We start from the raw sequence: 22,035 nt of genomic DNA, 5'->3' as shown, positions 1-22,035 counted from the left end.
GATGGAGCACAAAGTGGACCCGTTATTTCGCCCGTTGGCGAAAAATACGCAGGCGAATGTCATTGCACGACCGAGTCTCAGCAATGGGCAGCAGGTCATTCGGAAGCTGCTGAAAAACAAGCTGGCAATGCTCGGCCTTTTCATTATTCTCGCCCTGGTTGGAATGGCGATCATTGGACCGAATCTTGTGCCGTATAGTTATTCCGACCAGAGTTTGCTGACCAAAAACCAGGAAATCTCCGCAGAGCATTGGTTCGGTACGGATGAGCTGGGACGTGACATGTTTGCCCGTACGTGGTATGGGGCGAGGATTTCGTTGACGATTGGTATTGTCGCGGCATTCATCGACCTGGTCATCGGAGTGACAGTCGGGGGAATTGCAGGCTATATGGCGGGACGAGGCAAACGAGGGGATCGCATCGATACGATCATCATGCGTATTATCGAGATTTTGTATGGGCTGCCGTATTTGCTGGTTGTCATTTTGCTCATGGTTGTGATGGAGCCGGGAATGTTGACGATTATTATTGCCCTGTCTGCTACGGGGTGGGTCGGCATGGCGCGGCTGGTACGCGGACAAATCCTGCAATTGAAAAATCAAGAGTTCATTCTGGCTGCCCAAGTATTGGGAGCGAAGTTTTCACGAATTTTGCTCAAGCATCTGATTCCCAACACATTTGGCGTCATTATCGTCAATTTGACCTTTACGATTCCATCGGCAATTTTTGCGGAATCTTTTCTCAGCTTTCTTGGACTCGGTGTACAAGCTCCAGTCGCCAGCTGGGGGACGATGACAAACGATGGCTTGGGCGTTATTTTGACGGGCGATTGGTGGCGACTGTTTTTCCCAGCATTGATGATCTCGCTAACGATGTTCGCCTTCAACGTATTCGGCGACGGTTTGCAGGATGCGCTTGATCCGCGTCTACGCGATTAGAGACGACAGGGGGAATGAGGATGAATCAGCATTTGCTGGCAATCGATAACTTGCGAGTGAATTTCAAAACGTATGGTGGCGAGGTTCAAGCCGTACGGGGAGTGTCCTTTTACGTGGACAAAGGGGAGACGGTTGCCATCGTAGGCGAGAGTGGATGTGGCAAGAGCGTTACGGCTCAAGCGATCATGGGATTAATCCCTAATCCACCTGGAAAAATCGTCGGGGGAAAGGTTGTTTTTGAAGGAGCCCAAATCAGTCACCTGCCCAAAAAAGAGCTGCTGGGTATTCGCGGAACGCAGATCGGCATGGTGTTTCAAGACCCGATGACAGCGCTCAATCCAACGATGAAGGTAGGGACTCAAATCGTAGAGGGGTTCGTTCGCAGTCACCAAGTATCGAGAGAGGAAGCGCGAAAGAGAGCGATCGAGATGCTTTCACTCGTAGGAATTCCCGATCCGGAAAAGCGAATCGATCAGTATCCGCACCAATTCAGCGGAGGGATGCGTCAGCGTGTGGTCATTGCGATTGCTCTTGCTTGCCAACCCAAGCTGGTGATTGCTGATGAGCCGACGACAGCATTGGATGTGACGATTCAGGCGCAGATTTTGGATTTGCTCAAGCGACTGCAAGAGGAACAGGAGTTGTCGGTCGTGATTATTACGCATGATTTGGGTGTAGTGGCCGAGATTGCTCATCGCATGGTTGTCATGTATGCGGGGATGGTGGTAGAGACTGGGACGGTGGAGGACGTTTTTGCAAATCCGCGTCATCCGTATACATGGGGACTGATGCGCTCCCTCCCTCGTCTGGATGAAGGCGAAAAGCAACGGCTGATACCCATCGAAGGCAGCCCGCCAGATTTGTTCAATCCGCCAGTCGGCTGTCCGTTTGCTGCCCGCTGTGATTTTGCGATGGAGATATGCGAACAGCAGATGCCCGTGACGAGTGAATTCGGTCGTGGACATCAGGCTGCTTGCTGGCTCCATGATCCACGGGCACCGCGAATAGAGGAGCTGGTGGCAGCAGGGAGGCAGGGAGTATGACAGAAGCTTTGCTTGATGTTCGCGATTTGAAGAAGTATTTTTCGCTTGGAACGGAATTTGATTTGAAAGCAGTCGATGGTGTTTCGTTTACGATCAACAAAGGGGAGACGTTCGGGCTGGTCGGAGAAAGTGGCTGCGGGAAGTCTACGCTAGGCCGGACGATTATTCGCCTGTATGACCATACAGATGGCGAAGTGTTGTTCAAAGGGAAGAATGTTCATCAGCTTCGGGGAAAAGAAGCGGGGCAGTTCAATCGGGATGCCCAGATGATTTTCCAGGACCCGCAAGCAAGTCTGAACCCGCGTATGACTGTGGAGGATATCATTGCAGAGGGCTTGGACATCCACCATTTGAGTCGTGGAATGAGACGAGAGCGTGTGGCGGAGCTGCTCCATCTAGTGGGCTTGCATAAGGATCATGCGCAGCGTTTTCCGCATGAATTCAGTGGGGGACAGCGCCAACGGATCGGAATCGCGCGGGCGTTGGCAGTGGAGCCGGAATTTATCATTGCCGATGAGCCGATCTCCGCACTCGACGTCTCGATTCAAGCCCAGGTCGTCAATTTATTGGAGGATTTGCAGCATGATCGCGGATTGACCTATTTGTTCATCGCGCATGATCTGTCCATGGTCAAACATATTTCCAATCGGATTGGCGTCATGTATTTGGGTAAGATGGTCGAGCTTGCATCGAGCCATGAACTGTACGCTCATCCGTTGCACCCCTATACGCAGGCTTTGCTCTCTTCTGTGCCAGTGCCTGACCCGACGGTGAAGCGAGAGCGTATCGTTTTGCAGGGAGATTTGCCGAGTCCAGCCAACAAGCCCAGTGGCTGCGGTTTTCGCACACGCTGCCCACTCGTACAACCTCGTTGTGCGGAAGAAGTGCCGAAGTGGCAGGAAGCACAACTCGGACATTGGGTGGCTTGTCATTTGATAGAGTCGTAAGAGAGGAAGAAGGGCTGTTCCCAATCGGTGGGACAGCCCTTCTTTGTGAGATTATAAATAGTAGAAACAGGTAAGAACAATCGAGAAGACAATCAGTCCCGTGCCTGACGTGAGAAAAAGCGAGGTTCCGATCCGCAAGAACGACTCCTTCTTTTCCTCGAAAGCAGGGTCGTTTGCTTGAACAATGTCACTGTCCATCATACGTGGCTTGCGAAAGAACATCCCTTTCAGCTGCTTGAATCCACGCAGAAAAATAGTGAAAAATCCAGAGCGTGTCACGACGGCAATACTCCCAATGATCAACAGGAAAAGACCGATTAAAAAGCTCTGGTTAATCAATGGCACCAACGTACCGGCTTGAATGGTAATTCCTAAAATCACACTGCTGATCACACAGAGAGCAAGTAGGAGAATGAGCCATTTTTTCAACGAAGAAGCACGTCCTTTTTATAGTGTGGGTGCAATGCGCTCTGCTTCCCGCAAAAATGCTTGTACGGCAGGTGGGGCTTCTCGAAGCGAGCGTACAGCCAAGCCGATTTGCCGAGAGAGAGGCGGCGTGATTTCGATGACAGCGACATCAGGTAGTTGCGATGGTAGAGTCAGTGAAGGAACGACTGTCACCCCAACACCGCTTTCTACCATGGCTAGTATCGTTGTATTATCGGCGATTTCATAGGAAACATTTGGTGTAAGCCCAGCCTTGGCAAACTCCGCGCCAATCAACAAGTGACAACCCGCCATGGGCATGAGAAATGATTCGCGGGCTATTTGCTCCAAGGTGAGAGAGCGCTCCTTTGCCAGAGGATGATTGGCTGGCACGACAGCAAGCAGGGCGTCTGTCGTCAGCAGGATTCCTTCTAGCTCGTCATCGGGCCACACATGAAAACCGACATCGACAACCCCTGAGCGAACCCATTCTTTTATTTCTTGATAGCTTCCTTCATATAGCTTTGTTTGCATATGCGGATAGTGACTCTGAATCGACTTCAGTAATGTTGGCAGGAGCTGAGCGGTTATGCTGGGAAAAGAAGCGATCCGGAGCGTCGCCTCCGATAGCCCGCCTGATTCGGCAGCCACCTGTTTAATCAGCGAGACGTTTTCCAATATGGTCCGAGCAGAGGCGACGATTTTTTCGCCTGCTGCGGTCAGCTTAACTCCGCTGCGATTGCGGGTGAACAAGGAAATGCCGAGCTCTTTCTCCAGTGCGCCGATCGTATGACTCACTCCCGATTGGCTCAATCCGATTTGTTCTCCAGCTCGTGTGAAGTTACCAGCGTTCGTGACAGCCACAAGGACTTCCATTTGAAACAAAGTCATGGAGCTCCTCCTTTCATGAAGTTTTTATCATGGTTGGTATGCGAAAGCTTCATTTTACAGCGCGGTTGCAGCACTTTAAGATGAAAAGCAAGAGAAGCATTCGTTTCACAAAAGGAGAGAAGTAACGATGAATCATGTGAGCGTATACCATGTGGATGCCTTTACGAGAGAGCCATTTGCAGGCAATCCCGCAGGAGTCATCCCGGAAGCAGGTACTTTGACTTTACAACAAATGCAGAAAATTGCCAATGAGTTGAATCTTCCTGAGTCTGCCTTTTTGATGCCGTCCGACCATCCCGAAGCAGATTTTCGTATTCGCTACTTTTCTCCTTCGGTTGAGATTGATTTCTGCGGCCATGCGACAGTGGGTTCTGCTTGGCTATTGGCAACAGAACGCGGATGGTTGGAAAAGGGTAGCCGTATCGTGTTTGAGACAAACGTCGGTTTGATTCCTGTTCAATTGATAATGGAGGAAGGGCAGTTACAGCGAGTGGAAATGACCCAAATAAAACCTTCTGTGAACGAGATTGATTTAGACAGAGAAGAGGTAGCGAGGCTGGTTGGCATAACACCGGCTGATTTGGACGATCGCTATCCGTTGAAGCTTGCTTCCACTGGCAATAGGCATCTACTCGTTCCAGTCCGCACCCGACAGGCGATCGATGCAGCGCAGCCATTGCTCTCAACGCTCGCAGAAATGAACAGGGAGCATGGCATCACCACAACCCATTTGTTTACGTGGGATGCTCCGGAAGGCTATGACTTGTATACGAGGGATTTTGCGCCTGCGATCGGAATTGCGGAAGATCCCGTAACAGGTGCTGCAAACGGGGCATTGGCAGGCTATCTGGCGTTGGAAGAGTTGCTGCCTGCTGGAAAAGTGACTCAACTCGTCGTAGGGCAAGGGCATGCGATTGATCGGCCAGGAAAGCTGTATGTAACGGTCGATCGCTCTGGTGAAGAGCCTGTTATTCGCGTAGCAGGTGAGGCGCATTTGACGATTGCTGGGCAGATGAGGGGATAAATCACGATAGATAGAAAAGAAAACGTTCCTTACAGAAGTGTGGGGGCTTTCATTAAGCGGAACACCAAAAAATGAGTATGACTTTGTAGCTGGTTTTTCGACTATCAGCTTTGAGGGTGTGACCTCTTGTCTATTAGAAGTTTCTGTTTACAAGCCTAACGAAAATGACTTTATTAAAACCAATGATGGAATGAATGTAAGATTAACGAAAAGCTGGGGAGAGTCTTTGGATTATGAAGAATATCGATATCATCTAGGTGGAGCATTAGACTGGCCAAGTGGCTATTGTCAACTAGGTATTAACGCAACTGGAAAAGTGAGAGTGTCTTTTGAAACAAATGATTGTGTATGATCTGTCGACTATGCAAAGAACCCAGAAAAATATACGTACAAACAGGAATAGCGATTATGTATGCAAAAAAGAGTTATACCTCAAGCGAGTAGTAAAATACTTGTTTGGGGTTTCTTTTTCTTTACCAAAATTTTTCTACCAGCAGACTTATTTGAAACATAAAACAATGACAAAAATAGAATATTATGGTATTTTCTCTGTAAAAATATGTTACGCCTCTCGTATTATCTCGAGTCGCACGGAAGGAGATCGATAGATTTGCTCATAGCCATAAACATGATCTTTCTGCTTATCTTTGCCTTTATATTGGCAAAAATTCTCACCCTATTAAAACAAACCCAGAGACAGGTCCATCACTTCCACCCTTTCATCCCGGAAACAGGACCAGCAATCGGCACCAAACTGCAATCACTGCCTTTCCTTACGTTAAACGGTCAAGAGCAACAACTAAATCATCTCCCTCGCCCACTCATCGTAAACTTCACGCATACAGGCTGCGGGCACTGTGCCAATCATGTGCACGAACTATTGTCCGAGGGAAGGGTACTCACAGATGCATCCGTTATCATCTCGACAGAATCCGAACAGATATCGACTTCCCAATGGCTGCAAGAAAACAACATATCCGGCATCCCTGTCTTGATCGGCAACGAACCCATGCTGGAAGCATACAAGATCAATCATTTCCCCAGCGTTTTTGTGATCGATGAGCAGGACGTCATTCGTGCCAAGCCAATAACCGCCGTGGAAACCAAAAAGAAGCTCCTGGCGCTAGCAGGTGAGGCAGTATGACGCGTTCCTATTTTACAAAAACAGTCCGATTGATTTGGGCACATGGCAAGCTATGGCTCATTTGTTCCATCGCTCTCAGAATTATCCTGGCATTTTCCCCGTTGGCTACGATCTGGATTATGAAAGAAATGGTGAACGAGGTTACGGCCATTGCACTGGATCAGACGGATGATTATCAGCCATTGCTTTGGCTGCTCGCAGGATTGTTTTCCGTGACGCTGGTGACGAATGCGTTGGAAACGGTCTTGCGTGTTCTCGATGCCCATACGGAGCAACGACTGGAATATCATTTGGAGCATTTGGTAGCAAAGAAAGCAGCATCTGTTCCGCTCTCTTATTTCGATGATCCGGAATTTTACAATCATCACCACCGCATCCGGGCAGAGGCAATGGGGGAACGCTTTCTAGACCCTGTGGAAAGGGTATTGGATCTGGGGAAAAATCTGATTACTCTGATTTCCTACGCGGTGTTTTTGCTTAGCATTCACTGGGGATTAGCTGTGATGAGCTTGCTGGCCGTGATCCCGCTGTTAATTGTCCAAATCAAATTTGGTATGTCGGAATACTTTCTCGCAAGGCTGCAGACGCCAGAGATTCGCGAAGCCTCCTACATTAGCTCGATCCTGAATGAGCGCGACAGCTCCAAAGAGGTCCGACTGTTTCAGCTCAAGGACTTTTTGCTAGGCAGATGGTCTCGCCTGTATTTGAAAAATATGAAAGAAGTACTTCGTCTACTCCACCGCAGGGAAAAAGCATTGATTCTCTCAGGGATATTTACCTCCTCGATGTATATTGGCTGCTTGGGATTGGTCGTATCGCTGCTTCGTGCAAGCGCCCTGAAGGTAGGGGATTTTGTAGCCATTGCCCAAGCGGTACAGAATACACAGCAGCTCCTTTCATTAATGACCTTTAACCTCGCACATATCGTCAACAGATGCTTGTACATCGCTGATCTGTTTGACTTTCTGGAATACGAGGATAAGACGATTCCGCAGCTCACTGGCAAAGCGGAGTTTCCCAATAAGCTGCAATCTGGTATTACGTTTGATCGGGTTTCGTTTTGCTATCCCAAAATGGAGCGCAATGTGATCAATGAAGTTTCCTTTACAATCAAGCCGGGGGAGCGTATTGCGATTGTTGGCGATAATGGCTCTGGAAAAACGACGCTCGTCAAATGCTTAATGGGGCTTTATCCGATCCATTCCGGGAATATTTTGTTCGACAATCAGACGATACATGAGCTCGATATTTCCGACCTGCAACGAAATATCACGGTCATTTTCCAAGACTTCATTCGGTACAATTTCACTGCTGGAGAGAACATCACCATTGGAAGAGTAACTCAGGAGATCAATCCCGCACAGATGAGGCAAGTAGCGGTTGAAACCGGTGCAGATACCTTTATTCGCAAACTCCCCAGCGGATACGATACGATTTTGGGTCGGACGCTGCAGGATGGCGAAGACCTTTCAGGCGGACAGTGGCAAAAGATCGCGTTGGCTCGGGCTTTGTACAGAAGAGGAGAGATTTTTATTCTGGACGAGCCTACGGCGGCACTTGATCCGCAGGCAGAGCTGGAAGTATTTCAGCAGTTTGATGCTCTCACACAGAACAAAACGGCGATTTTTATTTCCCATCGGATGGCTGCGGCACGAATGGCGGATCGGATTTTTGTCATGAAGCAAGGTCAGCTGATCGAAGTGGGGCATCATGATGAGCTAATGGATGCCAACGGAGAATATTCGCGCATGTACCGCATGCAGGCGAAATGGTTTGCGTAATGAAGGAGGGGTGTCATGGAAGAGCTTGGTTTGCTGTTTCGGCTGGTTCTCGCCTTTTTATTTCTCAGCACGTTTGTCTCAAAAATAAGCGATATTAGCACGCATTTGTCCATTGTGCGAGCCTACCAGATCATACCTTATTCGTGGTCAAAAAGCTTTACGTATTTGGATCTGGGGTTGCAAGCCACCGTAGCGATTTTCTTGCTACTTGGTTTTTTTACAACGCTGGGACTGTCTCTGGCGATTTTGTTGCTAGGGGCTTACACACTTGCAATCAGTATCAATCTAGCAAGAGGCAGAAAGAAGATTTCATGCGGATGCGGCGGAATGGCGGGAAACCATTTTTTATCATGGAAGCTTGTTTTGCGTAACCTCGTATTCATCAGTCTTGCCGTTTATGTGGGGCAATGGAGCGGGAGCTGGGCGAGTGTTGACCATTATCTAGAGTCTGGCCGTTTCGAAATCGCCAATTGGGTAATCGCTATCTTCTTTTCGAGTGTGTGCATCTCACTGCTCATGGCTATTAGTGGAGAAATCAGTACGTTCAAACATATTTTGCGAAAAAGGCAGGGATGAACATGTCTACAGGTTGGATGATTGGGTTCGGAGTATTATGGGTGACGGTCATCGCGATTTTGGTCGTCTTGTTTCAAGTATTAAAGGTACTCGGGACGTTCATTAACAAAATGGAAGCAGCAGAAGAGAATAGTAGAAGAAGCGACAAAAATATTACTTCTTGAAATTTCAGAAAACACTTTCAATTTCTATATAAGTATTGTATTATATTCCTGTAAATACATTTTATGGAAAGATTGAGGTGATAGACATGTTCAAAAAATTACTCCAAAAACTCGGAGCAAGTGCGTTTGCAGGATGCCAAAAAGGATGCGTAAGAAATGGCCCTTTGTGTGAATGCCCTTGGTAGTTTTTCAGGCAAATAAGTAGAGCAAGACTGTCTCGTAAGTAGAGAATTCTACTACAGGAGACAGTCTTGTTTTTTGAAAAATGAAAAATTAACGTTGTAATTCTAAATGAAGCAAAGGAAACGGCCTTCCCGAACCATCCAGTTCAGATCGTCCTGTTTGCACAAATCCATATCGTTTGTAGAAAGCGTGAGCCCCTTCGTTTTGTTCGTTGACATCTACTTTCAGATTAGGGCCATACTTGCGTTCCGCATGTTTAAGTAATCTGCTGCCAACCCCTTTTCCGTGGTATTCAGGAGCAACGAACAGCATTTCGATTTTCGTTCCATCAAGCCAATAAAGCCCGATTCAAACTAAAAAACAGAAAAGAGCGCTCTTGAGAGCTTATTATATAGAGTCTGTAGGAACTTTCCTATCATGTTCACAGCTTTTCTATCCTCCCAGAATAATCTGACGATTGATCGGAGGGGAAGGGGAGGGGAACCCTACCTCGCCACAATCTCCTCAGGCACCTCCAAATACTCTCTCTTCTCCACAAACAACGGCTCTACCACCCCAAACTCATCCTTCAACTGCTTCATTTTCTCCTGAGCCTCCGCTTCCGTCCGATAATACGCGGCTTCGACAAAGTATCCACCTTGCTTGTCCTTCAAAACCCGCATATGGTCCGCGACCAAGAGAGATTCCTCCATAGCCCCGAGCGTCTCTCCATACGGCACAGAAGCAGTGCGCACCGAGTACACAGGCTGCTGCTTTTCTGGCGACACTTCTTTTGGAGAAATCGTAATCAGAACCTGCGCCGGTTCCTTATACTCTTTCACCTCATAAGCAATCGCTTCCTTAAAGGTCACATGAAACCGCACGAGAGAATCGTCCAACGAAATGATCTCATAAGCATCTTCGATATACGGGCTTTGCTTCAATGTCTCGAAATCTTTGACAGCCGAAAATCTTCTCGCACCACCAACAGCAAACGACATCGTATTCGGATATTCCGTAAAACTCACGTGGAAGGAGCTGGCGTTCTGCTGTACCTCATTATCCTGGGTAAAGTTCAAGATGATGTTTTCACGGTCTCCTTGCTTCTGTACCGTAATGAAGCTGACATCTACGGCATCCTGAGGAGTACCGCCGCCTGCACTGCCTTTATTGAATTGCAAAATTTTCACCAGCTTGCCCAGACCAGGAACGTTTTCCAAAGCACTTGCAAAGGCGGGCATCGTGTTTACGCTGACGGTAAAAAGAACAAAGACAGCGGCTGTGCTTACGCCAGCGTGCTTTAACCAACGCATTCTTGCTTTCGCACGTTTACGATGAAGCTTCCCACGTTCGATGGCTTGCTCGGTGACTGTCGCCAACTCTTCGGGAATTTCAATATCGTGATAGGCTTGTCTGTAATCGTCCAGCTTTTTATCCAAGAGATTCACGCTCCCCAATGTTCACTTTCAATTTCTCCAGTCCACGGTAAATGATCGACTTTACGGAACTGAGGGGTATGTCTAGCACATCGGCAATGTCCTTGATGGGCATGTCTTCGAAATATCTCAGCATAATAACCGTTCTGGATTTTTCATCGAGTTGGTCCAAGGCATCATGCAAGTCGATGGCATCTTCCCGCGGTTTCTGCTCGTAGCTGCCTTCATGTTCTTTATCCATATAAACGACTTTTTTTGCTTTGCGTATGTGATCCAAGGAGCAGTTGACGGCGATTTTGGTCAGCCATGTTTGAAAATATTGCGGCTGCTTCAATTTGTGTACGGAGATAAAGGCACGGTATACGGTCTCCTGCACAATTTCCAACGCGTCTTCCTTGTTTCGTACATAAGTAAAAGCCATGCGATATATTTTTTCTCTACTCTCTTGGATCAGAAGAGTAAAGCTGTCTTCATCACCGGAAATGGCTCTTTGCGCCAGTTCAGTTTGATTCACGATGCTGCACACCCTCCTTACCGAATATGTTAGGTTCTTCCTTTCTTTTTGAAAATAATCCCGCAGCGATAGAGACACTGCGGGAGCGTAGATCCTTCTATCCTTACTTCAATGGAAGCACCATTTTATTCTTCATTTCGCCGCTTTCTTGATCGATTTCAAACAGCTCCAGCGTCAAAGGTTGGTTGCTAGCTAGTTTGCTAGTTGGGATGGAGATTTTTTGCGTGAAGGCTCCCCATTCTGGGCCGCCCTTCGATGCCGTACCAAAGCCTTCTGCTACAATTTTACCGTTTTGCTGTACGGCATACTGATAGGTACCTTCGAAAACGTTAGCTTCACCGGATACGGTATACACGACAGACGGTGCCGCAAGCTTCAGGTTCCGAAATACTTTGTTGTTTGTTACTTGATCGGAGCTATCTAATGGAATGGAAAGCTTGTTGATGACTTCGCCGTTCTCTTGGTTAATTTCAAAGATCTCGAGTATCAATGGCTCGTTTTCGATCAGCTCGCTTGCTGGAATCGTAATCGTTTGCGCAAAAGTTCCCCATTCCGGGCCACCTTTTGAAGCTGTGCCGTATCCTTTTGCCACGACATGCTTTCCTTGCTTGACGGCGTATTGGTACGTTCCTTCAAAAACACTTGCTTCTCCTTTTAAGGTGTACAGGAGAGCAGGCTCCGCTCGTTTGATATTACGGAACATATTCTGCTTGGCTGCTTCGTTTGCTTTTGTTTCTTGCTGCGTGGTTACTGGGGGAGGAGTTTGGTTAGCCCAAGTAGTGCTGAGAGCTCCGGCAAAAACAGAGCAAGTCAAAATAGAAGCAGCAAATACAGTAATGGTTTTTTTGTTCATGGTGTGTCTCTCCCTTATATGGCATATGGACGTAATGATTGATTGTTTTTTGTTGTAGCTTCATGAAGTTTACACGGGTTAGACGGGGGAGGGACGCAAAAAGACGCAAGAGATTTTATGGGAAAAAATGAGATTGACTCGCTTGATTTGGCGGAATTTTTAAAATATTTCAGGCATCGATTCAAAGATTAAGATATACTGTTTTTATGGAACAATCTTCTAATTAGTGGGGGCGGAAAGAATGAAAAAACTCGTTTCTCTGGCAGTCGTTGCAAGTATTGCGATCCCGTTACTGAGTCCGACTTTTGTCCAACATGCTGCTGCAAACGCTATTCATGATTATCGTAACGAAGTTCAGGTCAACCAGTTCCGTCCACATGGGGGAGATAAGCAGGAAGTGAATGATTTCATCGCGTCCTTGGTGAAGCAGCGGTCCAATCCTGCTGAGGTAGCAAAGCTGGTAGCAGATGACTCCTTGACGAATTTTGCGATGAAAACCTACGTGGAAGGATTGGCGCAATACAAAAACATTAAGGTGATCGAAGCAAAAGTAGACAAGCTGTACACCGTCACGAAGGAGGACGCTTACAATAACTACCGCGCGATTGTGAAATTCAAATACGTGGGGTATACCGCAGATAACAAAGCCATTGAAAAAACGGATTATCTTGGCTTGGCCAGACTCGGGACGGACCCGGTGAACTGGAAGGCGTGGGGCGTCCTTTGGCAGGACTCTGGCATCGATGTGTCAGATGTAAAGCTGATTCAGCTGGAGAAGCCGCGCAAAGGGGAAGAAATATGCGTGATCACGACTGATGCCGGTGTGATCAAGCTGAGACTGTTCCCAAGCAAAGCTCCAAAAGCAGTGGAAAACTTTAAAACACTCGCGAAAAAAGGGCAGTACAACAATATGATTTTTCACCGTGTGATCAACGATTTCATGATTCAAGCGGGAGATTTGAAAGGGCCGGATGGCAAGGAGCTGCCGAGTATTTACGGCGAGTCGTTTGAGGACGAGTTTAGCCGGGATCTGTTCAACTTCAGAGGAGCGCTCAGTATGGGGAACGCTGGACCAAATACGAACAGCACCCATTTCTACATTGTACAAAGCCCCAAGGTAGATCAGGAGTACCTCGATTTGTCAGCGCTGCCGTTGAACGCAGAAGCGAAGTATAAAGAAATTGGCGGACGAGCTTACCTCGACAATCGCCACACTGTTTTTGGTCATGTTTTTGCCGGGATGGAAGTCGTAGACAAGATCGCTGCCCAGAAAACAGATGAGAATGCGAAGCCCATCCAAAATCCGATCAAGGTGCAAAAGATCGAATTTGTCCCGTATAACGAATAAGTTTTGCCAGCAAAAACACCCCTCTCATTCCTGCCATTTGGGATGACGAGGGGGTTTGTCACTGAAGGGAGGGTACAAGTCAATACGGCTCCCAGCGAAGTTTTCGTGCTTTCTCGTATCGCTCTTCCACATAGGGCCAGTTGACGATATTCCACCAGTTCTCTACATACTTGTCTCGCTGGGTTTGATACCCCAGGAAATAGGCATGCTCCCATACGTCTAGAGCCAGTAGCGGAATCACATCCCATTGTGACAGGTTCTGGTGCTTTTCGGCTGTAAGAATCTCCAGATGATGTGCTCGCGGAGACCAAACGAGGATCGCCCACCCAGGACCTTCTACCTTTTCTGCCGCCTGGCTAAATTGTCTCCTAAAAGCGTTATACGAACCGAAATACCGATTGATTGCCGCTGCGAGATCACCAGAGGGCGTGCCACCCCCATTTGGACTCATGGCTGGCCAAAAGATAGTATGCAAGTAATGGCCGGCCCCATTAAAGGCTAGCTCGCGTTCCCAATGGCGTATGAGTTCGAAATTGCCACTTTCTCGAGCTTCTGCTAGTTTCCGCTCTGCTGTATTGAGATCGTCTACATACTTTTGGTGCAGTTTGTTGTGATGGATTTGCATGGTAGCTTCATCGATGTACGGCTCCAAAGCGTTGTAGGCATAAGGAAGTGGGGGGAGTGTATGTCGGCCGGCAGGCACAGGGCGTGCCGCACGGACTGGCTCACGTGCACCGGGATAGGAAATGGGTGCTGGTACTACAACAGGTACTTGCACTTCTTCCGCCACGGCTGGCTGTACATTTATTGATTCCTGAGCAGATTCCCTCATTTCTTGTTCCATATGCTCATCTTCACTCAACTGAGCCAGTCGTAAAAAGTGATGGAATTGCTCCTGCACCTGTTCTGCGCGAGTAATGAGAGTAGGGAGCTCATCGCCTGCCTGTGTGGAATCGAGCTTCGATGCTTGCCTTCCGATCAGCGTAAACGTTTCCTCGAATTTGTGCAGATGTCGTTCGAGTTCTCGGTTGAGGGTCTTATGTCTTCGCAAATGCTCGATCCATTGTCGTCCCCATTGGCTCCAGTCCAGCAAATTCTTGGCTTCTTCTACCAAAAGATTCTCCTCCTCGTGGGCACATCATCTCTCCTCACATTATGAAAGGCGCCTAGAGAAGGTGCGACATTTGCGGAGTACAAGAAATTTCATCTCCGCATATGGTAGTAGCACAAATGTTTGAGTGGTATGCTGTACTATATTCATTTCAACAGGGGAGACACATTAGCATGAGTAGAGAACGAGCGATTGCCGTTATTGATTCAGGAGTAGGAGGATTAACTGTTGCGAAGGAAGTCATGCGTCAGCTACCCGAAGAACGGATTGTTTATGTAGGCGATAATGCCCGTTGTCCGTATGGCTCCAAATCGCCGGAAGAGATTCGTGCCTACAGCTTTCAAATGATCGATTATGTAATGCGTACACCGTTAAAAGCACTGGTGATCGCCTGTAATACTGCGACTGCCGTCGTGCTGGAGGAAGCGATGGAGGATTTGCCACTGCCCGTCATCGGGGTGATCGAACCAGGGGCGCGTGCAGCTGTTCAAGTGACGAAGAACGGAAGGATCGGTGTCATCGGGACGGAAACGACCATTCGCACCAAAGCGTATGAACGCGCACTTTTGCGGATTCAACCCGATCTGTACGTCGCAGGCATGGCTTGTCCCGCATTTGTGCCACTGGTGGAGAGCCACATGGCGAACTCGGAGGAAGCAAGAAGAGTCGTAAAAGAAACGCTCGCCCCGTTCTTGCACGAAGATTTGGACACGTTAATTTTGGGTTGTACACACTATCCATTGCTAGCACCAGTCATTTCGGAAGTGATGGGAGATCGAGTTCGCTTGATCAACTCCGCAGAGGAGACAGCGCGAGAATTGTCCTTGCAAATTGCAACGGACGCCGAAAGCAAGCAAATAGAGCGCCCGGAACATCTGTTTGTGACGAGTGGGGACGCCCACACATTCCGGACCATTGCAGAAGAGTGGCTGGATTGCAAAGTAAACGTCCAGCACAACTCATTGGAAAAATCCGTCCAGCCCTGATGGAAGACCTTGTCTGGCGAGACAAACTTTCAACGCATAAACCCAAGCCTAGCTCGTATACATGGTAGTACAAAGTGTGTGGAGGAGGCTGGGGAAATGAAGATAAGGCACATCGGGAAAATGACGGCCGTGCTGGGGGTTAGCGCAGTGCTTTTGTCGGGCTGCGGTCTCTTTGGCCCGGAAAAGGAAACAATTAGTATTGATGCACCGCCACAGTCAGAGGTATCTGTTGATTTACCAAATGGCACGCCATCCCCGGATGCTGCAAAAGAAGGCGCACAACCGGTTGTTCAGGAGACTGGAGAGAGAATGGTGTACTTGCAGGATGCTAACGGATATATCGTTCCTGTCTCGATGACTCTTCCAAAATCAGAAGGTCCTGCCAAACAAGTATTGAGCTACATGGTAAAAGGTGGTCCGGTAGAGAGCATGCTCCAGGGTGGCTTCTCCGCTGTCTTGCCGAAAGGGACAGAAGTAAAAGGACTTGTCATCAAAAACGGCGTTGCTACTGTCGATTTTTCCAAAGACTTCAAAACGTATGAGGAGAAAGACGAGAAGAAAATTGTCGATGCTGTCACTCGGGCGCTGACGGAATTTAGCAGCGTCAAGACTGTGCAAATTTGGGTAAACGGAACGCCGTTGACGGAAATGCCAGCAGCCAAAACACCGATCACGCTATTAGATCGAAATCAAGGAGTCAATCTCGAACTGGGCGATGGGGCGGTACCAGGGGATACCTCCAGCGTAACGGTTTATTTCCAAGGACAGCTGGATGATACACGTACGTATTATGTCCCAGTCACTCGTCTGGTTCCTGAAACGGCTGACATCGCCAAGGCAACTGTCGAAGAGTTGATCAAAGGACCAAAACAAGGATCACAGCTCTTTAGTTCCTTGCTGCGTACGACACGTGTTCTGAATGTGAAGCAGGAAAAAGATTTGGTGACAGTCAATTTGAGCAGTGACATCCTCAAGTATGACGATGGCAAGGAAGCGAGCCCAGAAGCCCTGCAATCGCTCGTCTTGTCATTGACAGAGACGACAGGAGCCAAGCAAGTGCAACTGCTGGTAGAAGGAAAACCGCTAGCCAGTGGCGAGTTCACCAAGCCAGTGAGCCGTCCAGTTCAACTCAATCCCATACAGATGTAAGGAGAGAGCCACGCCCGTATTAACGAGCGTGGTTTTTGTTCGGCAATTGCTCGTTGTCACTAGCCCGTACGGTTCTCCAAATAACAAGCCCGAGCACAAGCGAAGGGACCGTGACAAAAAGACCTGCTACAAAGCCGACTATGCGTGGGTCGGCCATCGTCAGAATCCAGCCGCCAAGGAGCATGGACAGACCGATCAGGATGTTTGAGATCGTCGCATCCAAGGCAAATACTCTGCCATGGTAGCTGGGGTTGACATGCCGCATGATCAACGTATTCACGCTCGCGTTCCCCATTCCTCCCGCCACGGTGGATAGCGAAAAGAACAGTGCCGCTACATAAATCGTGGGTGAAAAGCTGGTTAAAAGAAGTGCAAAGCCTTCCAAAGCGAAGCTGCTGGCAGCCACTTCGTTAAAGTATCGTTGAAAGCGCTGAGCGAGCATTCCCCCGATAATGAAACCAAGTCCGATCGCACCGTACAACAGACCAATTCCCCATTCACCAGCAGTAAACACTTGATAGGCATAGACACTGATCAGGACATTGATAATTCCCCCGCCGATTGGCCACACGGCTTTCAGCAACAGGATGGCGTACACAATCGGTGTGGATGTGATGGCGCGAATCACCTCTCCATACGAAGAGGCTTTGGCAGCCTGCCGCAGCTGCACGTTATTGACAGAATCATCTGCTGAGGCGTGGACCTTCAGTCTCGTCAAAAATAGAGCGGAGGCGAAAAAGGAGAGGGCATTGAAAAGAAAAGCGAGATTACTTCCCCACAGTGCAATAAAAATACCGCCGATCAACGAACCGATGGCCATCACGATTCCGAAGATACTTTGATCAAGTGCGTTTGCAGTCGCCAATTCCTCAGGGGCAACGATTTGGGGGAGCAGGGACATTCGTGCCGGATTGTAAAGCGACGAAAAGGCAACCAACAAAAACGTTCCTGCATAGACGATCCACAAATCTGATTTTTCTGATACGAACAAAAACGAGAGAGCAACGAAGCCGCGAACGAGATCACAGGCGACCATCACTTTTTTTCGATCAAAACGGTCAGCCATCAGCCCCCCCAGCGGACCAAAAATCAAGTGAGGCAGCGTACGTAGTGCGAGGGTAATGCCTACAGCGATAGCTGTTCCCGTTATTTCGAGCAGTAGAGCGAGCACAGCAACACTGTTAAACCAATCGCCGATTCCGCTTAAGAAATTGGCGGTTAAAAGACGCTGCAAATTCGGCTTTTTTAAAAGAAATAGGAAGCTCATAAATAAATTCACCTACCATCAAATTAATCAAATATCTAATTAGATAATATTCAAATCAGACAATGACCGCAAGATTTTTTTATAAAAGAGGAAGTGACAAGAATATTTGCAATTAACGTAAATAGGGAAGAGGCGTTTGTGCAGTGGCAGATCGTTTCCCGCCTCTGGTATAATGAGCGGAGTGTAACAAAGCGATTTAGGAGGAACTTGGAATGAGAGTGGATGGCCGTGCCCATGATCAATTGCGCCCTGTAACGATTACGCGCAATTACATTAAACACGCAGAAGGATCGTGCCTGATTGAAGTCGGAGACACAAAGGTGATTTGTACGGCGACTTTGGAGGAAAGGGTACCGCCTTTTATGCGTGGTGGCGGGAAGGGCTGGATCACAGCCGAGTATTCCATGCTTCCCCGAGCAACAGCGACCCGCAACGCGCGTGAGTCGTCCAAAGGAAAAGTCGGTGGACGAACGATGGAGATTCAGCGTCTGATCGGACGTGCTCTGCGCTCCGTTGTAAACCTTGAAGCAATGGGGGAACGCACCATTTGGCTGGACTGCGATGTCATCCAGGCGGACGGGGGTACACGGACAGCTTCGATTACCGGAGCCTACGTGGCATTGGTAGACGCGATGCAAAAACTGGTGGACAGTGGCACCTGGAAACAGCTGCCGCTCAACGACTTCCTGGCAGCGACCTCAGTAGGGGTAGTCGGCGAGGAAGCAGTGCTCGATCTCAACTACAAAGAAGATTCTACAGCGATTGTCGACATGAATGTCGTCATGACGGGAAAAGGAAAGTTTGTCGAGCTGCAAGGAACAGGGGAGGATGCTCCGTTTTCTCCTGAACAGCTACAAGAAATGATTGCCCTTGCAAAAGTCGGCATTGACAACTTGATTAACAGTCAAAAAGAGGCGCTCGCCGATGTTACGCTCTCTTTTGCACAATCAGTAGCGGAGGAAAGTCATGCCTAATCGAAAAAAAGTCGTTCTCGCAACACGTAACCAGGGAAAAGTGAAAGAATTCAACAGACTGTTCGCAGATGCGGGCTGGGAAGGAATTAGCCTCGCTGAGTTTGACGGTGTGCCTGAGGTGGTAGAAGACAAGGACACCTTCGAAGGAAACGCGCTGAAAAAAGCAATCGAAATCTCTACATACTTGAACATGCCAGCCCTCGGTGACGATTCCGGCCTGGAAGTAGATGCGCTGGAAGGACGCCCTGGTGTTTACTCCGCACGCTTCGCTGGGGAAGATGCAACAGACGAGCAGAATTGGCGTAAATTGTTGAAAGAGCTGGAAGAAGTGTCGACACAGGAACGCACTGCGCGCTTCCGTTGTACGTTGGCATTAGTGATTCCGGGCGAAGAACCAATCATTGCCACTGGCGCTTGCGAGGGTGTGATCGCGCGTGAGCCAAAAGGGACTAACGGCTTCGGGTACGATCCGGTATTCTACATCCCATCGATGGACAAAATGATGGCCGAACTCATGCCAGAAGAAAAGAACCAGATCAGCCACCGCGCTCGTGCCATGCAGCAACTGCTTGAAATCATCAAGTAGACAAGAGAGAAAACAGGAGAGTGAGGCGTGATGGGAATTCTCATCATGAGCGATAGCCACGGCTTGGTTCGGGAAGTAAGCCAGGTCGTCAAACGACATCATGTCGAAAAAATTTTGCATTGTGGCGATTTTTGTGTCGACCATAAGCGCGAGCCGTTTTCCAACATGACGCTTGTCCGAGGCAATTGCGATTCGACACAAGAGGTGCCGACTGAGCAAGAGACGAAATGGCGCGACCTTCACATCCTGCAAACGCACGGGCATCTTTTTGGAGTGAAAGGCTCTCTTCTGCGCCTTCATTACCGTGCAGAAGAGGTCAGGGCAAATGTAGTCGTATTCGGTCACTCCCACGTGCCTGCCTGTGGCGTAGAGAGAGACATCTTGTTTCTGAATCCGGGCAGCCTCCAAATGCCGCGCGGTTTTCATGTACCGACATATGCTCTTTTGGAAGAGACAGGAACGAGCCCGACAGAAGTTTACATATCCGTGGCGTTTTATGATCATTTAGGCAACCCGGTTCCACAATTGGGAGGGAACTATTCTGTTCGTCGCTGGGTGAGGTCTTCTTGAAAATTAAAAGATTTGTGCTATACTAGAATGGTTATAATGGCTAGAATATTATCATCCGAGCCTGCGAAGATACCATGGCGCGGCTGGCGATGTTCTGTTGATTTGATTTAGGAGGGGAAGTTTACGTGGCAGCAAATTGGGAAAAGGTAGAGAATAACCAGGGAGTCCTGACGGTTGAAGTAGATGCTACGCAAGTAGACGCAGCATTGGATCAAGCGTTTAAAAAAGTGGTTCAAAAAGTTCAAGTTCCAGGATTCCGTAAAGGAAAAGTACCACGCAAAATGTTCGAATCCCGTTTTGGTGTAGAATCTCTGTACCAAGACGCTCTTGACATTCTGCTTCCAACTGCATACGGACAAGCTGTTCGTGAAGCTGGTATCGAGCCAGTAGATCGTCCAGAGGTTGACGTAACGCAAATGGAACAAGGGAAAAACCTGATCTTCAAAGCGACTGTAACTGTGAAGCCTGAAGTGAAGCTGGGCGACTACAAAGGTCTGTCCATCGAAGAAAAAGACTTCTCTGTAACAGAAGAGAGCGTTGACGCTGAACTGAAGCGCATGCAAGAGCGTCATGCTGAGCTCGTAGCAGTAGAAGAGGGTGCCGCACAAACAGGCGATATCGCTGTAATCGATTTCGAAGGCTTCCAAGACGGAGTAGCTTTTGAAGGCGGTAAAGCGGAAGATTACTCTCTGGAACTGGGTTCCGGTACTTTCATCGCAGGGTTCGAAGAGCAACTGGCTGGCTTGAACATCGGCGAAGAAAAAGAAATTACCGTAACTTTCCCTGAAGAGTACCACTCTCCTAACCTCGCTGGTAAAGAAGCGGTATTCAAAGTGAAGCTGAACAGCCTGAAGCGCAAAAACCTGCCTGCTTTGGATGATGAGTTTGCCAAAGACGTGAGCGAGTTCGACACGCTGGAAGAGCTGAAAGCAGACACCAAGAAAAAACTCGAAGAAAAAACAGCGCAAGAAAAAGATCAATATGTTCGTGAGCAGCTCGTTCTGAAAGCAGCTGAAAACGCTGAGATCGACTTGCCAGCAGTAATGGTTGAGCATGAATTGGATCAAATGGTAAATGAATTTGGTCAACGTCTGCAATACCAAGGCATGACTCTGGAGCTGTACTACCAGTTCTCCGGCATGGATGAGAGCCAACTGCGTGATCAATTGCGTGCAGACGCAACATCCCGCGTTCGCACTTCCTTGACTTTGGAAGCAATCGGCAAAGCAGAAAACATCGAAGCAACAGAAGAAGACGTAAACGCAGAACTGGATAAACTGGCTGGCGTATACGGCCGCCCAGCAGATGAACTGCGCAAAATCTTCTCTGCACAAGATGGCATGGCTGCTCTGTACCGCGATGTGCAAACTCGCAAAACAGTAGATTTGCTGGTTGCAGAAAGCAAAGTAACAGCATAAGCTTAGAAGAACGCATGATTGGTCAGTGGGCAGGCTAACCCTGAGCGCTGGCTGTCAAGACCACAAGGCACGAGTGTATCGTGCCTTGTTTTTCCACCATTGACTTTTTTCGGCAAAGGAGGAAAATACATAATGCTAATCCCTATGGTCATCGAGCAAACAAGCAGGGGCGAGCGCTCCTACGATATTTACTCGCGCCTCCTGAAAGACCGGATTATTCTCTTGGGCACCGAGATTGATGATGAAATCGCCAATCTGGTTGTGGCTCAGTTGCTTTTCTTGCAGGCAGAAGATCCGGACAAAGACATATCGCTATACATAAACTCTCCAGGTGGTTCTGTTACAGCAGGAATGGCCATCTATGACACCATGCAGTACATCAAACCGGATGTGTCCACGATTTGTGTGGGCATGGCTGCCAGCATGGGTGCATTTCTGTTGGCTGCTGGTGCAAAAGGCAAGCGCTTCGCTCTGCCAAATGCCGAAGTGATGATTCACCAACCGCTCGGTGGTGTGCGTGGGCAAGCAGAAGACATCCGCATTCATGCGGAATGGATTATGAAAACGAAGCGCCAGCTGAATGAGATTTTGTCTGAGCGGACAGGTCAGCCTTATGAACGCGTAGAGCAAGATACAGACCGCGACAATTTCATGAGCGCAGAAGAAGCAAAGGCCTACGGATTGATTGACTCTATTATCGAACGCAAAAACTGACCCGTTGTGAGGTG

At 48.4% G+C, this 22,035-nt stretch carries 23 protein-coding genes and 1 pseudogene; 16 read left to right on the top strand and 8 right to left on the bottom strand.

Annotation, left to right across the window (positions count from 1 at the left end; all coding sequences use genetic code 11):
• Position 1 precedes the first annotated feature (1 nt).
• From EL268_RS20880 to EL268_RS20870, 3 genes are read left to right on the top strand one after another with little or no spacing between them, the layout of a single operon-like run.
• Complete coding sequence (locus EL268_RS20880) at positions 2-937, top strand: ABC transporter permease (RefSeq protein ID WP_164724585.1); 936 nt, start codon at positions 2-4, stop codon at positions 935-937.
• Between the two features lie 20 nt (positions 938-957).
• Positions 958-1,980 (top strand): ABC transporter ATP-binding protein, encoded by a 1,023-nt coding sequence (locus EL268_RS20875; RefSeq protein WP_115984406.1) that lies wholly within the window; start codon positions 958-960, stop codon positions 1,978-1,980.
• Complete coding sequence (locus EL268_RS20870; protein ID WP_106655811.1) at positions 1,977-2,927, top strand: ABC transporter ATP-binding protein; 951 nt, start codon at positions 1,977-1,979, stop codon at positions 2,925-2,927. The genes EL268_RS20875 and EL268_RS20870 overlap by 4 nt, the downstream gene beginning before the upstream one ends.
• Before the next feature lie 51 nt (positions 2,928-2,978).
• On the opposite strand, the gene EL268_RS20865 is transcribed toward EL268_RS20870, so the two are convergent.
• Complete coding sequence (locus tag EL268_RS20865; RefSeq protein WP_106655812.1) at positions 2,979-3,356, bottom strand: DUF3899 domain-containing protein; 378 nt, start codon at positions 3,354-3,356, stop codon at positions 2,979-2,981.
• Positions 3,357-3,374: 18 nt separating this feature from the next.
• A complete protein-coding gene (locus EL268_RS20860; protein ID WP_106655813.1) occupies positions 3,375-4,244 on the bottom strand; it encodes a LysR family transcriptional regulator in 870 nt (289 codons plus the stop codon).
• Between the two features lie 127 nt (positions 4,245-4,371).
• Here EL268_RS20860 and EL268_RS20855 point away from each other — a divergent pair, with 127 nt between their 5' ends.
• From EL268_RS20855 to EL268_RS32900, 5 genes are all read left to right on the top strand, one after another.
• Positions 4,372-5,268, top strand: a complete 897-nt coding sequence (locus EL268_RS20855) for a PhzF family phenazine biosynthesis protein (RefSeq protein ID WP_106655814.1) — start codon at positions 4,372-4,374, stop codon at positions 5,266-5,268.
• Between the two features lie 610 nt (positions 5,269-5,878).
• Positions 5,879-6,412: a TlpA family protein disulfide reductase gene (locus EL268_RS20850; protein WP_106655815.1), complete on the top strand. Its 534-nt coding sequence runs from the start codon at positions 5,879-5,881 to the stop codon at positions 6,410-6,412.
• Positions 6,409-8,193 (top strand): ABC transporter ATP-binding protein, encoded by a 1,785-nt coding sequence (locus EL268_RS20845; protein ID WP_106655816.1) that lies wholly within the window; start codon positions 6,409-6,411, stop codon positions 8,191-8,193. The genes EL268_RS20850 and EL268_RS20845 overlap by 4 nt, the downstream gene beginning before the upstream one ends.
• A gap of 15 nt (positions 8,194-8,208) precedes the next feature.
• The gene (locus EL268_RS20840; protein WP_106655817.1) at positions 8,209-8,769 is read left to right on the top strand and encodes a MauE/DoxX family redox-associated membrane protein; all 561 of its coding nucleotides are present in this window, start codon (positions 8,209-8,211) and stop codon (positions 8,767-8,769) included.
• 2 nt (positions 8,770-8,771) lie between these two features.
• Positions 8,772-8,933, top strand: a complete 162-nt coding sequence (locus EL268_RS32900) for a hypothetical protein (protein ID WP_164724411.1) — start codon at positions 8,772-8,774, stop codon at positions 8,931-8,933.
• A 273-nt stretch (positions 8,934-9,206) separates the two neighbouring features.
• On the opposite strand, the pseudogene EL268_RS20835 reads toward EL268_RS32900, so the two are convergent.
• The 4 genes and pseudogenes from EL268_RS20835 to EL268_RS20820 form a co-directional block, all read right to left on the bottom strand.
• Positions 9,207-9,464: pseudogene (locus tag EL268_RS20835) on the bottom strand (GNAT family N-acetyltransferase); the annotation flags it as partial.
• A 137-nt stretch (positions 9,465-9,601) separates the two neighbouring features.
• Positions 9,602-10,543 carry a DUF4179 domain-containing protein gene (locus EL268_RS20830; protein ID WP_232029972.1) on the bottom strand — a complete coding sequence of 314 codons (942 nt, stop codon included), beginning with the start codon at positions 10,541-10,543 and terminating at the stop codon, positions 9,602-9,604.
• The gene (locus tag EL268_RS20825) at positions 10,527-11,045 is read right to left on the bottom strand and encodes a sigma-70 family RNA polymerase sigma factor (protein ID WP_106655819.1); all 519 of its coding nucleotides are present in this window, start codon (positions 11,043-11,045) and stop codon (positions 10,527-10,529) included. The genes EL268_RS20830 and EL268_RS20825 overlap by 17 nt, the downstream gene beginning before the upstream one ends.
• Before the next feature lie 103 nt (positions 11,046-11,148).
• A complete protein-coding gene (locus tag EL268_RS20820) occupies positions 11,149-11,898 on the bottom strand; it encodes a Gmad2 immunoglobulin-like domain-containing protein (protein WP_106655820.1) in 750 nt (249 codons plus the stop codon).
• Positions 11,899-12,139: 241 nt separating this feature from the next.
• Between EL268_RS20820 and EL268_RS20815 the strand changes: the two genes are divergently transcribed.
• Positions 12,140-13,246: a peptidylprolyl isomerase gene (locus EL268_RS20815; RefSeq protein ID WP_106655821.1), complete on the top strand. Its 1,107-nt coding sequence runs from the start codon at positions 12,140-12,142 to the stop codon at positions 13,244-13,246.
• Positions 13,247-13,325: 79 nt separating this feature from the next.
• On the opposite strand, the gene EL268_RS20810 is transcribed toward EL268_RS20815, so the two are convergent.
• On the bottom strand, positions 13,326-14,360 hold the full coding sequence (locus tag EL268_RS20810) for a superoxide dismutase (RefSeq protein ID WP_106655822.1): 1,035 nt from the start codon (positions 14,358-14,360) through the stop codon (positions 13,326-13,328).
• A 170-nt stretch (positions 14,361-14,530) separates the two neighbouring features.
• Here EL268_RS20810 and racE point away from each other — a divergent pair, with 170 nt between their 5' ends.
• Both racE and EL268_RS20800 read left to right on the top strand, forming a co-directional pair.
• Positions 14,531-15,343 (top strand): glutamate racemase, encoded by an 813-nt coding sequence (gene racE, locus EL268_RS20805; protein ID WP_106655823.1) that lies wholly within the window; start codon positions 14,531-14,533, stop codon positions 15,341-15,343.
• 96 nt (positions 15,344-15,439) lie between these two features.
• Complete coding sequence (locus EL268_RS20800; RefSeq protein ID WP_106655824.1) at positions 15,440-16,492, top strand: GerMN domain-containing protein; 1,053 nt, start codon at positions 15,440-15,442, stop codon at positions 16,490-16,492.
• Positions 16,493-16,511: 19 nt separating this feature from the next.
• On the opposite strand, the gene EL268_RS20795 is transcribed toward EL268_RS20800, so the two are convergent.
• Positions 16,512-17,759, bottom strand: coding sequence for an MFS transporter (locus tag EL268_RS20795; protein ID WP_106655825.1), 1,248 nt, complete (start codon positions 17,757-17,759; stop codon positions 16,512-16,514).
• A gap of 212 nt (positions 17,760-17,971) precedes the next feature.
• On the opposite strand from EL268_RS20795, the gene rph reads away from it, so the two are divergent.
• From rph to clpP, 5 genes are all read left to right on the top strand, one after another.
• Positions 17,972-18,733: a ribonuclease PH gene (rph, locus tag EL268_RS20790; RefSeq protein ID WP_106655826.1), complete on the top strand. Its 762-nt coding sequence runs from the start codon at positions 17,972-17,974 to the stop codon at positions 18,731-18,733.
• Positions 18,726-19,319, top strand: a complete 594-nt coding sequence (locus tag EL268_RS20785; protein WP_048032069.1) for an XTP/dITP diphosphatase — start codon at positions 18,726-18,728, stop codon at positions 19,317-19,319. Before rph ends, EL268_RS20785 begins: the two co-directional genes overlap by 8 nt.
• Positions 19,320-19,349: 30 nt before the next feature.
• Positions 19,350-19,889 carry a metallophosphoesterase family protein gene (locus EL268_RS20780; RefSeq protein WP_106655827.1) on the top strand — a complete coding sequence of 180 codons (540 nt, stop codon included), beginning with the start codon at positions 19,350-19,352 and terminating at the stop codon, positions 19,887-19,889.
• Between the two features lie 125 nt (positions 19,890-20,014).
• Positions 20,015-21,307 (top strand): trigger factor, encoded by a 1,293-nt coding sequence (gene tig / locus EL268_RS20775; RefSeq protein WP_048032071.1) that lies wholly within the window; start codon positions 20,015-20,017, stop codon positions 21,305-21,307.
• A gap of 132 nt (positions 21,308-21,439) precedes the next feature.
• Positions 21,440-22,021: an ATP-dependent Clp endopeptidase proteolytic subunit ClpP gene (gene clpP, locus EL268_RS20770; protein WP_007722241.1), complete on the top strand. Its 582-nt coding sequence runs from the start codon at positions 21,440-21,442 to the stop codon at positions 22,019-22,021.
• Positions 22,022-22,035: the final 14 nt, after the last annotated feature.

It is taken from the genome of Brevibacillus brevis (genome assembly GCF_900637055.1).
Lineage (GTDB): Bacteria > Bacillota > Bacilli > Brevibacillales > Brevibacillaceae > Brevibacillus > Brevibacillus brevis.
This window is presented reverse-complemented; position numbering and strand designations above follow the sequence as displayed.